The organism is Streptomyces sp. NPDC001744, assembly GCF_042892575.1.
Classification (GTDB): domain Bacteria; phylum Actinomycetota; class Actinomycetes; order Streptomycetales; family Streptomycetaceae; genus Streptomyces.
Genome location: NZ_JBIAUG010000043.1, coordinates 1 through 13850 on the forward strand (window position 1 = coordinate 1; position 13850 = coordinate 13850).

General features: G+C 73.0%; 13 protein-coding genes. 6 read left to right on the top strand and 7 right to left on the bottom strand.

The window, feature by feature from the left end; genetic code table 11:
• The first annotated feature begins 219 nt into the window (after positions 1-219).
• From ACFYZY_RS29615 to ACFYZY_RS29630, 4 genes are all read left to right on the top strand, one after another.
• Positions 220-966, top strand: a complete 747-nt coding sequence (locus tag ACFYZY_RS29615; RefSeq protein ID WP_388700279.1) for an NUDIX domain-containing protein — start codon at positions 220-222, stop codon at positions 964-966.
• Positions 963-1595 (top strand): NUDIX domain-containing protein, encoded by a 633-nt coding sequence (locus ACFYZY_RS29620; protein ID WP_388700281.1) that lies wholly within the window; start codon positions 963-965, stop codon positions 1593-1595. The genes ACFYZY_RS29615 and ACFYZY_RS29620 overlap by 4 nt, the downstream gene beginning before the upstream one ends.
• Positions 1596-1619: 24 nt before the next feature.
• Positions 1620-2060 (top strand): hypothetical protein, encoded by a 441-nt coding sequence (locus ACFYZY_RS29625; protein ID WP_388700283.1) that lies wholly within the window; start codon positions 1620-1622, stop codon positions 2058-2060.
• Between the two features lie 179 nt (positions 2061-2239).
• Positions 2240-2755 carry a hypothetical protein gene (locus ACFYZY_RS29630; RefSeq protein ID WP_388700286.1) on the top strand — a complete coding sequence of 172 codons (516 nt, stop codon included), beginning with the start codon at positions 2240-2242 and terminating at the stop codon, positions 2753-2755.
• 208 nt (positions 2756-2963) lie between these two features.
• Here ACFYZY_RS29630 and ACFYZY_RS29635 read toward each other — a convergent pair whose 3' ends face one another.
• From ACFYZY_RS29635 to ACFYZY_RS29645, 3 genes are all read right to left on the bottom strand, one after another.
• The gene (locus tag ACFYZY_RS29635; RefSeq protein ID WP_388700290.1) at positions 2964-3461 is read right to left on the bottom strand and encodes a nucleoside deaminase; all 498 of its coding nucleotides are present in this window, start codon (positions 3459-3461) and stop codon (positions 2964-2966) included.
• 143 nt (positions 3462-3604) lie between these two features.
• Positions 3605-4075: a cyanase gene (gene cynS / locus ACFYZY_RS29640; protein WP_388700292.1), complete on the bottom strand. Its 471-nt coding sequence runs from the start codon at positions 4073-4075 to the stop codon at positions 3605-3607.
• Positions 4076-4268: 193 nt separating this feature from the next.
• Positions 4269-4856 carry a carbonic anhydrase gene (locus tag ACFYZY_RS29645; protein ID WP_388700295.1) on the bottom strand — a complete coding sequence of 196 codons (588 nt, stop codon included), beginning with the start codon at positions 4854-4856 and terminating at the stop codon, positions 4269-4271.
• A 391-nt stretch (positions 4857-5247) separates the two neighbouring features.
• Here ACFYZY_RS29645 and ACFYZY_RS29650 point away from each other — a divergent pair, with 391 nt between their 5' ends.
• Positions 5248-7605 carry an Orn/Lys/Arg decarboxylase N-terminal domain-containing protein gene (locus ACFYZY_RS29650; protein ID WP_388700298.1) on the top strand — a complete coding sequence of 786 codons (2358 nt, stop codon included), beginning with the start codon at positions 5248-5250 and terminating at the stop codon, positions 7603-7605.
• A gap of 542 nt (positions 7606-8147) precedes the next feature.
• A complete protein-coding gene (locus ACFYZY_RS29655) occupies positions 8148-8588 on the top strand; it encodes a peptidoglycan-binding protein (protein ID WP_388700300.1) in 441 nt (146 codons plus the stop codon).
• A gap of 180 nt (positions 8589-8768) precedes the next feature.
• Here ACFYZY_RS29655 and ACFYZY_RS29660 read toward each other — a convergent pair whose 3' ends face one another.
• The 4 genes from ACFYZY_RS29660 to ACFYZY_RS29675 form a co-directional block, all read right to left on the bottom strand.
• Complete coding sequence (locus ACFYZY_RS29660; RefSeq protein ID WP_388700302.1) at positions 8769-9578, bottom strand: DUF6042 family protein; 810 nt, start codon at positions 9576-9578, stop codon at positions 8769-8771.
• Positions 9579-9892: 314 nt separating this feature from the next.
• Entirely contained in the window at positions 9893-10867 is a 975-nt protein-coding gene (rfbB, locus tag ACFYZY_RS29665; RefSeq protein WP_388700303.1) for a dTDP-glucose 4,6-dehydratase, read from the bottom strand.
• The gene (locus tag ACFYZY_RS29670) at positions 10864-11931 is read right to left on the bottom strand and encodes a glucose-1-phosphate thymidylyltransferase (RefSeq protein WP_388700305.1); all 1068 of its coding nucleotides are present in this window, start codon (positions 11929-11931) and stop codon (positions 10864-10866) included. Before ACFYZY_RS29670 ends, rfbB begins: the two co-directional genes overlap by 4 nt.
• A 125-nt stretch (positions 11932-12056) precedes the next feature.
• Positions 12057-13631 (bottom strand): acyl-CoA carboxylase subunit beta, encoded by a 1575-nt coding sequence (locus ACFYZY_RS29675; RefSeq protein ID WP_388700306.1) that lies wholly within the window; start codon positions 13629-13631, stop codon positions 12057-12059.
• Between the last annotated feature and the right edge of the window lie 219 nt (positions 13632-13850).

Sequence of the window (13850 nt, forward strand, 5' to 3'; positions counted from 1 at the left end):
CACCGGGGACGCGTCGTCGAGGACGGCACCCACGACGACCTCATGGCCCGCGCGGGCGGCCTGTACCAGGGCATGTTCACCGCCCAGGCCGCCCAATACGGGCACGCGCCCGCCGCCGGCGCGGTTCCCGGCCCCCGCGGCGCCCGGCCGTCCGACCACGAGACCGCAGACTGACCCGTCGGCCCGCTTCCGCAGCACCGCTCCCACGTCGAAGGCGAGATGACGCTCGTGCCACCCAGTTCTTCCGCGATCCGCAAGACCGTCGAGACCTGCCCCGCGCTCCACCCTGACGGGCGTGATGCCCCGACCGGGCTGCTCACCGTGCCGGAGCGGCCCGTCGACGTGTCCGCGCGCACGACTCCGCCCGGACACGTCACCCGCGGTGCCGTTGTCACCGACCGCCGGGGGCGGATCCCGCACATCCCGCACCGGGCCACCGGCGGCCTCGTACGCACCTCCGGCGGCCGCACCGAACCGGGGACCCCGCAGGACACCACTCGTCCGGAGCCGGCCGGGGCCCCGGCCGGGACCGTGCCGCACGTGGTCGGCGTCCACCTCTACCTGGAGCGCGGGGGCAAGGTCCTGCTGGGACTGCGGCATCCGGACTCCGCGTACGCGGGGAATCTGTGGCATGTGCTCGCCGGTCACCTGGAGGCGGAAGCGGCGACCGCCGGCCTCGTCCGCGAGGCGTTCGAGGAGGCCGGTCTGGTCATCGATCCGGCCGATCTCGAACTCGTCCGCACCCTGCACGTGGTGGACCGGCCCGGCGCCCGGCCGGGGATCCAGCTCTTCTTCCGGCCCCGCCGCTGGGAGGGGATCCCCGAGGTGCGCGAACCCGACCGGTGCCTCGCCTGGGAGTGGTGGAACGCGAAGGATCTGCCGGATCCGGTCGTCCCCTACACCCGTGTCGCGATCGAGGGGATCCGCGCCGGTCGCTCCTACAGCGAGCTGGGCTGGGGACGTTGAGCGGCGGTGAGCGGCACACGGTGCCGGTGGACGTGCACCTGATCGCCGTCCACGACGGGGAGGAGGGGCCGGAGGTGCTGCTGTCGCGCCGGGCCGGCGCCGTCTACGCGGCGGGGCACTGGCACTTCCCCTCCGGTCACGTCGACGGCCCCGCCGAGGACGTCGTCACCGCGCTCGTGCGCGAGACGTACGAGGAGACGGGGCTCGTGGTGGAACCGGACGACGTGCGCGGCGCGGTCACCGTGCACCACCGGGACCCCGGCGGGAACGCGCGCGTCGGGTTCTTCTTCGAGGTCCGCCACTGGACCGGGACACCGGAGGTCAGGGAACCCGCGGTGTGCGACGGCATGGGCTGGTTCTCGTTCGGTGCTCTGCCGGAGCCGATGGTCGGCTACTGCCGCGCGGGGCTGGACGCGTACCGGGCCGGCGTTCCCGTGGCGCTGCACTTCCAGGAGCCGGGCGACCCGGTCGGGCACGACCCCGCCGTCGGCCGGCTCCGTCTCGTGCCCGCCCCGGGCTCCGGGCGGCCCGGATGCGGGCCGGGGGCGCGGGAGTTCGCCGAGCGGGCGGCCGGGGCGCCGCCGGGAGCCGCCGGGGCCGCGCACCGGTCCCCCCTGTCCGGGCCGTGAGCGGGTCACGTTACCTTTGGCCGGATGCAGCCACAGCAGCCTTCCGTGCCCCTCGTTCCCTCCTCGACGTCCCGCGCGCAGTCCGGCACGCGTACGAGGACCGTGGTGCTCTCCCTCGTCGCCGGGCTCGTGCTGGGCGCCGCGGGGACGGGCGCCGCATGGGCGCTGAGCTCCGGCTCCGGCTCCGGCGGGACCCCTGCGGCGGACGCGCGTGCCGCCTGCGAGGCACTCGCCGGGTTCGACACGGAGAAGTACACGGACAAGGGCCCCGCCGGTGAGATCGCCCTCAACCGCTACGCGGCAGCCGGTGCGCTCTCCGCTTCGGCGGCGGCGGGCGACGCCCGGTACAAGGAGCTGGCGCAGGCCGTTCGCCGTTCGCAGGAACGTCACGCCCGGGTGTTCGAATTCGACGCGACGGTGAGGCAGGAACTGGACCGGGCTCGCGGGATCTGCCGCGGTCTGTAGTCCGGCCGGCGTTCGGGTCGGGTGCTTCCCGCCGGGAGCAGTGCCTGCCGGGCCCCGGAGAGGGTCTCGTCACCGCCGCGCGCCGGTCCGTGGAACCCGACCCGCGTCGACGGGACCGCTCCCGACACCGATACAGTTCACGCGTTCGAAAAGTCGTTCATGGGCAAGGGGCGGGCGGGATGGGTGGCGCAACGGGACAGAAGGGCGCTTGGGAGCTGGACGCCGAGGAGGGGGGCAGGCTCGCGGCGCGGTGGTGGCAGTGGGCGTTCTCCGCGCCCGACGCGTGCAGTCCGGTGCTGGACGAGACGGGTGAGTTCGCCGACTGGCAGCAGCCCGACGACGTCTGGTTCCTGGCGGGAACCTACGGCGGGCGGGTGGTACGGCGCTGCTCCGTCCCGGTCGGCCGTCCGGTCTTCTTCCCCGTCTTCAACACCCAGCGCCCCGCCCTCCTCTCCTCCCGTCCGGCGATGATGAACGTCGCCGAGGCCACGGCGTTCCTGAACGGGACCCCACTGACACTGCACGAGTACACCTCGCCGCGGTTCCGCGCCGGGCTCGTGCCCAGAGTCGCCTGGGGCCTGTGGTCGGCCCTGGCTCCGCTGGCCCCCGGCCAGTACGTCCTGGAGATCAAGGCGGACACGGGCGACGGTTTCCGGGTCGACACCACCTACCACCTCTCCGTCGCCGCTTCCTGACAGGGCGGCGAGGCGCCGGCGGACGGAGGCGGCGTTCCCGGTTCGGGGATCGGACCGCCGGTGCCCCGGCCATCCGGCCGCGCCTCCCCCGGGGCGGTACCGGCGGCACCCTCGGCGCCGCCGCGGTCGACCGCGTCCGGTCCGCCGGCGCGGCGCGTGCCGACCGGATGGCCCGGGGCCGCCCACCAGGCCGGGTCGGTGGTGGTCCTCAGGCGACGGGGACACCGGCGACGCGGCGCTCGCCGCCGTTGCGCTCCTGCCAGAAGCGGTACACCTCGACGGCCTCTTCGCGCGCCTCGTGGCGCATCGGCAGACGGCGCTCCTGCCAGGGCTTGGCGAACTCGTCGTAGAAGGTGTTCAGCTCGAAGTACTTGCGGTCGTCGACGTAGTGGGGCTCGTAGGCGTCGCGGGTGGTGAGGAAGACGACCTCGTCCGGGGAGCAGTAGTACAGGGAGCCCAGACACATCGGGCAGGGGTGGGCGAGGACGTAGATGGTGGTGCCGGTCAGGTGCTCGGTGCCCAGCCTGGTGCATGCCTCGCGGATGGCGAGGATCTCCGCGTGGGCGGTGGGGTCGCCGGTCTGGGCCACCTTGTTGGGGCTCTCGGCGAGGATCTCGCCGTCCTTGGCGATGACGGTCGCGAACGGGCGGCCGCCCTCGGCGACGTTCCGGCGGGCGATGTCGATGGTGCGCTGGACGAAGTCCATGGAGGGTCCTCCGAAGGTGCGAGGGGGTGCGGGGCCGCCGGCAGGCGGTTCCGCGGGGTTCGGGGAGGAGGCGGGGCGGGCCGGAACGCCTGTCGTCCGGCCCGCCCCGCTGCCACCCGTCGGTGGCGCCGCGACGGCGGCGGTCAGAAGGGCTTGGTCGGCAGGTACTTGCCGTCCAGGGTGATGACGGCGCGCTCGCCGCCCTCGGGGTCGGCGACCTTCTTCACGTCGAGCCTGAAGTTGATCGCGGAGATGATGCCGTCGCCGAACTCCTCGTGGACCAGGGCCTTGAGGGTGGTGCCGTAGACCTGGAGCATCTCGTAGAAACGGTAGATCGTCGGGTCGGTGGGGATGCCGCCGGGGATCGAGCCGCGGGTGGGGATGGTCCGGAGCAGCATCACCGCGTCGTCGTCCAGGCCGAGGAGCTCGGCCACGGCCTCGGCCGACTCCGCCGGCAGCGCGTGCTGGCCGAGGACGGCGGCGGTGGTGAACGCCACGGACAGGCCGGAGGCGTCGGCGATCTGCTGCCAGGAGAGGTCCTTGCGGATCTTGGCCTCGACGGCCCGGGCGGCGAGGGCTTCGCGGGCGGCGGGGGTGAACTGGGCGTGCGTCATGAGGGAGGTTCCTTCTGTGTGGGGGTGCCGGTCCGCGCGGAAGGGCGGGAACGGCGGGTCGGTGGGGCGGAGGGGGCAGGCCACCGGTGGGGCGGACGGGGCCGTCGGCGGGCGGAGGCCCGGACCCGGCGGCCGACGCGGGCGGAGGCCCGGACCCGGCGGCCGACGCGGGCGGAGGCCCGGACCCGGCGGGTCAGGCCGCGAGCGCGCGGCCTGCGGCGGTGAGGTCCTCGACCCGGCCGGTGGGGATGTCGAAGACCCAGCCGTGCAGGGCGATCCTCTCCTCCGCCAGGGCCTTGGCGACCGAGGGATGGGTGGCCAGGTTCGTCAGCTGGGCGAGCACGTTCTGCCGTACGAGGGCGGGAACGTCTCCGTCGGCGGCGGTGCGGGCCACCGAGGCGTCCGCGAGCCGCAGCCAGGTGGCGACCGCCGGGGCGCCGCTGAGGTCGTGCCCCTCGGCGAGGGCGGTCATCGCGCCGCACGCGGAGTGACCGCACACCACGATGTCCTTCACGCCCAGCGCGGCGACGGCGTACTCGATGCTCGCCGCGACGCCGTCGGCCCCGGGGGCGTGGGCGGGCACCAGGTTGCCCGCCGTGCGGATGACGAACAGCTCGCCCGGCTCGGTGCCGGTGATCAGCTCGGGCACGACACGGGCGTCGGAACAGCCGATGAAGAGCGTGTGCGGCGTGTGATGCCCGGCAAGGTGGGCGAAGAGTTCCGCCTTGGCCGGGAAGACATCCCGCTGGAAACGGGCGACGCCCTCGGTGAGGTCCTGCATGGTCACTCCCTCCGGATGATGGCCGGCCCTGGTGGGCTGGTGAGATCCACCATGCATGACCTCTACCTATAGTGTCCAAGAGCCTCTGGGGATAGAAGCTATTGTTGTGGTCTATAGATGCTTCCGCGTCTCTCCTCGAGCCGCGTCACCCGCGCCGGGCGCAGCTGCCGCACGGCGTCCGTACCGCGTCCGCCGCGCGCACGGCATCGGGCCGCCCGGCGGACGACACGTCGCCGCCTCCCGTGTCGGCGGGCCCGTGGAGCGGACGAGGGAACCGGTACCCCTCCCGGGTGAAACGACAGGAAATGCCGTCTCCCCCCCACGGCCACCCCCGAGACTGTGGCGCAGCCGACCGGTACAGCACGCCGGCGCCTTCCCGGGAGACACACCCATGACACACAGCAGCGTCCTGCTGGCACTGCGCGAGACCCCCCTGACCGGCGGCATCGGCACCGAGCAGGTGCGCCACATCGGCAAAGAGCTGGCGAACCGGGGACTCGAACCGCGCTGGGCCGCCGACGCCCGGGAGGCCCGCGCCGCCCTGCGCACCGAGGCCGGGCTGGCCGCCGCGGTCGTCGCCTGGGACCTGCCCGGCGGCCCGCGGAACGACCCCGACGGGCGGACGGACCCGAGCGGCGAGGGCGAGGGCGGGGGCGCCGAGGTGCTGCGGCAGATCCAGCGCCGCTGGAAGCACATGCCGGTCTTCCTGCTGATGAACGACGACTCCGACCAGGATCTCGAACGGCTGCCGCTGTGGGTCTCGGAAGCCGTCGTCGGCTACGTCTGGCCCCTGGAGGACACCGCCTCCTTCATCGCCGGACGGATCGCGGCCGCGGCACGCGCCTACCACCAGGACATCCTCCCGCCCTTCTTCAAGGCGCTCCGTCGTTTCGACGACGCCCACGAGTACTCCTGGCACACCCCGGCCCACTCCGGCGGCGTCGCCTTCCTCAAGTCGGCCACCGGCCGCGCCTTCTTCGACTACTTCGGCGAGCGCCTCTTCCGCAGCGACCTGTCCATCTCCGTCGGCGAACTCGGCTCCCTCTTCGAGCACAACGGGCCCATCGGGGCCGCCGAACGCAACGCCGCCCGCGTCTTCGGCGCCGACCGCACGTACTTCGTCCTGCACGGCAACTCGACGGCCGACCGCATGGTGGGGCACTACAGCGTCACCACCGACGAGATCGCCCTGGTCGACCGGAACTGCCACAAGTCCGTCCTGCACGGCCTGGTCATCTCGGGCGCCCGGCCCGTCTACCTGGTGCCCACCCGCAACGGCTACGGTCTCGCCGGCCCCCTGCCTCCCCGTGCCGTCGCGCCCGGGTCCGTCGCCTCCCGCGTCGCCGCGAACCCCCTGACGGCCGGGGCCGTCTCCCCGGACGCCCAGTACGCCGTGGTGACCAACTCGACCTACGACGGGCTGTGTTACGACAGCGTCGCGGTGGCCCGGGCCTTCGCCCCGAGTACGCCGCGCCTCCACTTCGACGAGGCGTGGTTCGCGTACGCCCGCTTCCACCCCCTGTACGCCGGGCGCTACGGGATGGCCGTCGGGCCGGACACCTTCCCGGAGGCCGACCGGCCCACCGTGTTCTCCACCCAGTCCACCCACAAGCTGCTCGCGGCCCTGTCGCAGAGCGCCATGGTCCACGTCAGGTCGTCGCCCCGGGCGCCCGTCGAGCACGAGCGCTTCAACGAGGCGTTCATGATGCACGGCACCACCTCGCCCCTCTATCCGGCGATCGCCTCCCTCGACGTGGCGACCGCCATGATGGACGGCCCCCAGGGAGAGTGGCTGATCGACGAGGCGGTGACCGAGGCCGTCCGCTTCCGGCAGGCCGTCGTACGCGTCGGGCGCCGGATCGCCGAGGCCGCGGACCGGCCCGACTGGTTCTTCGGCGTCTGGCAGCCGGACACCGTCACCGATCCGGCCACGGGCGCGTCCGTGCCCTTCGCCGACGCGCCGGCCGCGCTGCTGCGCGGCGAGCCCGCGTGCTGGCTGCTGGAACCGGGCGCCGCCTGGCACGGCTTCGAGGGCCTGACCGAGGGGTACTGCATGCTGGACCCGGTCAAGGTGACCCTGACCTGCCCCGGCGTCACCGCGACCGGCGAGACCTCGTCCTGGGGCATCCCCGCCCGCGTCCTCACCGCCTACCTGGCGGACCGCGGCATCGTGGTGGAGAAGACCGACAGCTACACCACCCTGATCCTCTTCTCCATGGGCATCACCAAGGGCAAGTGGGGCACCCTCATGGACGCCCTCATGGACTTCAAGTCCCTGTACGACTCCGACGCCCCGCTGGAGCGGGTGCTGCCCGGACTGGTGGAGCGGTACCCCGCCCGGTACGGCGACCGGACGCTGCGCGAGCTGTGCCAGGACATGCACGAGCACCTGGCCCGCGGTGAGCTGATCGCCTCCCTCGACGCCGCCTTCCAGCAACTGCCCGAGCCGGTCGAGCCTCCCCGGCGCTGTTACCAGCGGCTCGTCCGGGGAGGCACCGAACGGCTCCGGCTGGCCGAGGCGCCGGGCCGGATCGCCGCCGCGATGGTGACGGTGACCCCGCCCGGGATCCCGGTGCTGATGCCCGGGGAGTCCCTCGGCGAGCCGGACGGGCCGCTGCTGCGCTACCTGGGGGCGCTGGAAGCGTTCGACCGGGAGTTCCCCGGCTTCCACAGCGAGGCGCACGGGGTGACCCTCGACCCCGAATCGGGTGACTACTTGATCGAGTGCGTACGCCGGGACGGTTCCTGACCGCACGGCCGGAGGGCAGGGGGCAGGGGGCAGGGGGCAGGGGGCAGGGGGCAGGGGGCAGGGGGCAGGAGCATCGTGGCGCGGTGCCCACCGCCTGCCGCTCGGACAACTCCCCGCACCCCCATGACGCGGGGTCGGCCAAGTTGACGGCCGTCCACGCGGGAACGATCAAGGCTTTTCGGCCCGGTGACCGGACTTCTCCCGCTTCCGGGCGGAGAGCGGTGCGACGACCGGGCCCGGAAGGCGCACGGGGCGCATGCGCTCCACGCGTCCCGCACGCCCCTCGGACACGGGGACCCACCTGGCTCGTATCGCGGCCGGAGCGGGAAGCGGGCACGCGCCGTTCCCCGACGGGCCCCGGCGGACCTCACCACGGGAAAATCACGATGTGCGGGCGGGCAAGACTTCGGCCGGACACCTTCGGCCTGTCCGGAAGAGGCCGAAGCCGTTGGTCGGCGTCCTCCCGCCGTGCCAGTGTGTCGCCGCGTCAGACCACCTCGGGCTGACCGACGACGACATGCTCGGCCGATCAAGGAGAAGACATGCTCAATGGGCTGCAGCGGGGCAATTCCTCCTCGCCGCGTCTTCGTGGCGCGTTCACCGGGGCGGCTGTCTGCTCCGCCCTCGCTCTCGGAGCCGTCCTGGCCGGCCCCGGTACGGCGACCGCCGCGACGGGGGTGGAGCGGAACGCCACGACGCTCTCCGCGCAGGCGGCGTGCTCCGTCTCCTGGCGGGTGGGCGTGGACTACGAGGGACTCACCGCGGGCTACAGCTGGGCGTGGAACGTCGTGATCAGCCAGGGAGCCACCGGCGACCGGGTCCGGGAAATCCAGTGCCTCCTCGGCTACCACGGCTACGGCGTGACGGTCGACGGGCAGTTCGGCCCCGCGACCAAGACCGCGGTCACGTCGTTCCAGCGCGCCCGGGGCATCGGGGCGGACGGCATCGTCGGGCCGTCCACCTGGCGCCAGCTGCGCAAGTAACGGTACGGTTCCACGCTTCCGGACCGCCGTCGCGCACCGGTCTCCCGGAGCGTGACGCCCCGTCTTCCCCGCTCCTCGCACGCGCGGGGAGCGGGGTTCTCCGGCGGCGCGCCGGGCGAGCGCCCGGCTCTCCGGGCGCGGCCGGCACCGGCTTCCTCCCCGGGCCGTGCCCGGCGGCCGTCACACGCCGGCCTCGACGTCGGGCTCCGTCCGGGCCTCGTGGTAGTGGTCCCAGTCCATGACCAGGCGGAAGCGCCGGTGCGCCTCCAGCCTTTCGGGGTCCGCCCGCTCCTGCCCGCGCCACACCAGGGCGTCGCCGGACTCCACGAGCTCCGTCAGGGCGAGACGGACGTCGTCGGCGTCCTGGCCGGTGGCGGCGGCCAGGCGGTCGAGGGACGTGAGGACCTCCCGCGGTCCGCCCAGGTCGTCGGTCAGGTGCGTGACGAGCCTGCCGACGAGCGGATCGGCGCGCATCGACCGGCGGACCGAACCGATCCGCCCGGCGAGTTCGGCGTCCAGGGGCAGCAGCTCTTCGGGCAGCGGCAGGACCTCGGGCATCGACCACCGGGGGCCGTCCGGCGTCTCCTCGCGGTGGGCCAGGCCCCAGGTCAGGTAGAGCTCGGACAGCTCCCGTACGGTCGTGGGGACCGGGAAGCCGGCGGTCGTGAGCACGGCCGCGAACTCCTCCCGGTGATTCGCCTCGAACGCTTCGCGGCCCTCCGGCGCCTCGGTGTGGTCCCACTCCCCGTCGGGCCACGCGAACGTGAGCGGGGCGTCGAGGTCGCCGCCGAGCAGTTTCCAGTGGCCGTCGAAGACCTCCCGCAGGAGGTCGTCCGGGGTGCCGGTGAAGCCGTACCGGCCGGCGGTGGAGATCAGCATCGTCAGCGGCATGCCCTGGCGGGGCAGGACGTGCTCCCAGCCCGTGGCCCACCAGCCGTTGTGCATCGCCATGTCCCGGCGCGGTCCGGGTACGGACGGGTTCTCAGTCATCCGATGAACTCTTCCTGGAAAAGACGGCCGAACGCCGGCAGCGTAGGGCGTGCGGGGCGTTCCTGTCCGGTCCTCACCACCGTGCGTGGGTACGCCCGAGCACGCGTTCGGGACGCGGTCTCCGTGCCCGGGGCGGGCCGTACGGCTGTGCGCCCCGCCGGCGGGCGGAGCGGCCGGGAAACGTCGGCCGGCTCCGTAACGGCGCCGTTCTCCCTGTCGTTCCCCACCGCGTGAAGCGGTCGCTCCGTACCGCGCGGAGCCCGGAATCCGGCTCGTGCCGGCGTGCGGCGGGGCGGCGTTGCCGCCGGAGGGGTTCAGGCCGCCGGGTCCTGCCACAGGCCCCGGTTGCGGCGGTACCAGTCGACGGTTTCCTCCAGGCCGGTGGGGAAGTCCCTGACCGGGCGGTAGCCGAGCTCTTCGGTGATCTTCGTGTGGTCCACGGAGTAGCGCCGGTCGTGGCCCTTGCGGTCGGGGACGTGGCGCACGCTGTCCCAGCCCGCTCCGCACGCCTCCAGGAGCAGACCGGTCAGCTCCTTGTTGGTGAGTTCGGTGCCCCCGCCGATGTTGTACACCTCGCCCCCGCGGCCGCCGCGGCGTACCAGTTCGATGCCGCGCACGTGGTCGTCGACGTGCAGCCAGTCGCGGACGTTGCCGCCGTCGCCGTACAGCGGAACCGTCTCCCCGGCCAGGAGGGCGGTGATGAACAGCGGGATGACCTTTTCGGGGTACTGGTGGGGGCCGTAGTTGTTGGAGCAGCGGGTGACCCGGACGTCCAGGCCGTGCGTGCGGTGGTGGGCGAGGGCGATGAGGTCGCTGGACGCCTTGGTGGCCGCGTAGGGGGAGTTGGGGCTGACGGGGGCCGTCTCCGGCCAGGAACCCGTGTCGATCGAGCCGTACACCTCGTCGGTGGAGACGTGGACGAACGTGCCGACGCCGTGCCGCAGCGCGGCGTCGAGCAGGGTGTGGGTTCCGGTCACGTTGGTGTGGAGGAAGTCGGCGGCGCCCGCGATGGAGCGGTCGACGTGCGACTCGGCGGCGAAGTGCACGATCTGGTCGTGGGCTGCGGCCAGTTCGCCCACCAGCGGGGCGTCGCAGATGTCGCCGCGCACGAAGGTGAACCTGTCGTCGTCCGCGACGGCGGCCAGGTTGCCGAGGTGTCCGGCGTAGGTGAGCTTGTCGAGGACGGTGACCGTCACGTCGTCGGCGCCGTGCGGGCCGAGCAGGGTGCGGACGTAGTGGGAGCCGATGAAGCCCGCACCGCCGGTCACGAGGAGGGATGTGGTACTCATGACGCGATCTGCACCTCGCTGTGGTCGCCCAGCACGAGTCTGTTGCTGGAGGGCACCCGTGGGGCCTGGGTGACGGTCGCGTTGCGGCCGACGAGGGAGGCCCTGACCCGGCCCACTCCGCTCAGGCGGGCGTCGCGCAGCACGATGGAGTACTCGATCTCGGTGTCCTCGATCCGGCAGCCGTCGGCGATCGAGGTGTAGGGGCCGACGTAGGAGTTGCTGATCACCGTGCCGGCGCCGATGACGGCGGGGCCGACGATGCGGGAGCCCCGGATCCGGGCGCCCGCCTCGATCCTGACCCGGCCGATCACCTCGCTGGCCCCGTCGACGCTGCCTTCGGTGCGCGCCTCGATCCCCTCCAGGACGGTCCTGTTCACCTCCAGCATGTCGGTGACGTTCCCGGTGTCCTTCCAGTAGCCGCGGATGGTGGTCGAGCGGACGTCACGCCGGTGGTCGATCAGCCACTGGATGGCGTGGGTGATCTCCAGCTCGCCGCGCCAGGAGGGCTTGATGGCGCGCACGGCCTCGTGGACCGCCGGGGTGAAGAGGTAGACGCCGACGAGGGCGAGGTCGCTCTTGGGCTGCAGGGGTTTCTCCTCGAGTCCCACCACCCGTCCCCCGGCGTCGAGTTCGGCGACGCCGAAGGCGCTCGGGTCGGGGACCCGGGTGAGCAGGATGCGGGCGTCGGGCCGTTCGGCGCGGAACTCGTCGACGAGCCCCGCGATGCCGCCGACGACGAAGTTGTCGCCCAGGTACATCACGAAATCGTCGTCGCCGAGGAAGTCCCGGGCGATCAGGACGGCGTGCGCGAGGCCGAGGGGCATGTGCTGGGGCAGGTAGGTCACCCGCAGCCCGAACTTCGAGCCGTCGCCGACCGCGTCCTGGATCTCGTCGGCGGTCTCCCCCACCACGATCCCGACCTCGGTGAGGCCGGCGGCCACGATGTCCTCGAGCACGTAGTAGAGAACCGGTTTGTTCGCCACGGGCACCAGCTGTTTGGGCGACGTGTGGGTGATGGGCCTCAGGCGGGTACCGGAGCCTCCGGAGAGGACGAGAGCCTTCATGCGTCCCACCCTAGGCGGGGGCGCTCAAGCCCCGCTGGGACGCGGGTCGAACCCGGCCGGGCGGGGCCGGGGCCGTTGTGCCGCCGCCGTCCGGCGGTCGCGCGGCGCCGGCCCGCCCCGTGGGGTCACACCGGGGGGTTGCCGTGCTTGCGGGACGGGGCGTCCGCGTATTTGGTCCGCAGCATCGCGAGCGCGCCGATGAGCGCGGAGCGGGTCTCGGCCGGGTCGACGACGTCGTCCACCAGGCCGCGTTCGGCCGCGTAGTAGGGGTGCATCAGCTCGGTCCGGTACTCCTTGATCTTCTGCGCCCGCTCGGCGTCCGGGTCCTCGGCCGCCTCGATCTCCCGGCGGAAGATGACGTTGGCGGCGCCCTCGGCGCCCATCACCGCGATCTCGTTGGTGGGCCAGGCCAGGGAGACGTCGGCGCCGATGGAGCGCGAGTCCATGACGATGTACGCGCCGCCGTACGCCTTGCGCAGGATCAGCTGGACCCGGGGGACGGTGGCGTTGCAGTACGCGTACAGCAGCTTGGCGCCGTGCCGGATGATGCCGTTGTGCTCCTGGTCGACGCCGGGCAGGAAGCCGGGTACGTCCACGAGGGTGACCAGCGGGATGTTGAAGGCGTCGCAGAACTGGACGAAGCGGGCGGCCTTCTCGCTCGCGTGGATGTCGAGCACTCCGGCCATCGCGGCCGGCTGGTTGGCGACGATCCCGGTGACGTGGCCGTCGAAGCGGGCCAGGGCGCAGACCACGTTCTGCGCCCAGGCCGGCTGGACCTCGAAGTACTCGCCGTCGTCGGCGATCTCCTCGATGACCGCGCGGATGTCGTACGCCTGGTTCGGGTGGGCGGGGACGAGGTCGAGGAGGACGTCGTTGCGCCGGTCGGCGGGGTCGCCGGTCTCCTCGCGGGGCGCGGTCTCCCGGTTGTTGGAGGGCAGCAGCGACAGCAGGAAGCGCACGTCCTCCAGGCAGCTCTCCTCGTCGTCGTAGGCGAAGGCCGCCACGCCGGACACCGCCGCGTGGACGTCGGCGCCGCCGAGCCCGTTCTGGGTGATCTCCTCGCCGGTGACCGCGCGGACCACGTCCGGGCCGGTGATGAACATCTGCGAGGTCCCGCGCACCATGAACACGAAGTCGGTCAGGGCCGGGGAGTACGCGGCGCCGCCCGCGCACGGGCCCAGCATCACGGAGATCTGCGGGACGACCCCCGAGGCGCGGGTGTTGCGCCGGAAGATGCCGCCGTAGCCGGCGAGGGCGGTGACGCCCTCCTGGATGCGGGCGCCCGCGCCGTCGTTGAGGGAGACCAGCGGGGCGCCGGCGGACACCGCGAGGTCCATCACCTTGTGGATCTTCTGCGCGTGGGCCTCGCCGAGGGCGCCGCCGAAGATGCGGAAGTCGTGCGCGTACACGAAGACGGTCCGGCCGTGGACGGTGCCCCAGCCGGTGACGACCCCGTCTGTGTAGGGCTTCTTGCCCTCCAGGCCGAATCCGGTGGCGCGGTGCCGGCGCAGTGCCTCGATCTCGTGGAACGAGCCCTCGTCGAGGAGCGCCTCCAGGCGTTCCCGGGCCGTCAGCTTGCCCTTGGCGTGCTGTCGTTCGGTGGCTTCCGGGCCGGGTCCGGCGACGGCCCGGGCCCTGATGTCGGCCAGCTCCGCGGCGCGGTCCTGGGCGCGGACCGGGGAGACGTCACTGATGGTCACTGGTTTCCTCCGGGGCTGTGGGGAGGTCTGTTGTCGGGTGGGTCCGGCGCCGGGGTCGTCGCGCTCCGCCACGGCCGGCGGGGGTTCCGGGACGCCTCCTCGCGGGGCCCGGGGGTCAGAGTCGGGCGGCGTTCCTGAGGGCGTCGACGCGGTCGGTGCGCTCCCAGGTGAAGTCGGGCAGCTCACGGCCGAAGTGACCGTAGGCGGCCGTCTGCGCGT

Bases quoted from the DNA above. Each gene is read 5' to 3' on its own strand.
- ACFYZY_RS29635 (WP_388700290.1), bottom strand. From the start codon at position 3,461: ATGGACTTCGTCCAGCGCACCATCGACATCGCCCGCCGGAACGTCGCC.
- ACFYZY_RS29660 (WP_388700302.1), bottom strand. From the start codon at position 9,578: ATGACTGAGAACCCGTCCGTACCCGGACCGCGCCGGGACATGGCGATG.
- rfbB (WP_388700303.1), bottom strand. From the start codon at position 10,867: ATGAGTACCACATCCCTCCTCGTGACCGGCGGTGCGGGCTTCATCGGC.
- ACFYZY_RS29670 (WP_388700305.1), bottom strand. From the start codon at position 11,931: ATGAAGGCTCTCGTCCTCTCCGGAGGCTCCGGTACCCGCCTGAGGCCC.
- ACFYZY_RS29615 (WP_388700279.1), top strand. From the start codon at position 220: ATGACGCTCGTGCCACCCAGTTCTTCCGCGATCCGCAAGACCGTCGAG.
- ACFYZY_RS29645 (WP_388700295.1), bottom strand. From the start codon at position 4,856: ATGCAGGACCTCACCGAGGGCGTCGCCCGTTTCCAGCGGGATGTCTTC.
- ACFYZY_RS29655 (WP_388700300.1), top strand. From the start codon at position 8,148: ATGCTCAATGGGCTGCAGCGGGGCAATTCCTCCTCGCCGCGTCTTCGT.
- ACFYZY_RS29630 (WP_388700286.1), top strand. From the start codon at position 2,240: ATGGGTGGCGCAACGGGACAGAAGGGCGCTTGGGAGCTGGACGCCGAG.
- cynS (WP_388700292.1), bottom strand. From the start codon at position 4,075: ATGACGCACGCCCAGTTCACCCCCGCCGCCCGCGAAGCCCTCGCCGCC.
- ACFYZY_RS29650 (WP_388700298.1), top strand. From the start codon at position 5,248: ATGACACACAGCAGCGTCCTGCTGGCACTGCGCGAGACCCCCCTGACC.
- ACFYZY_RS29625 (WP_388700283.1), top strand. From the start codon at position 1,620: ATGCAGCCACAGCAGCCTTCCGTGCCCCTCGTTCCCTCCTCGACGTCC.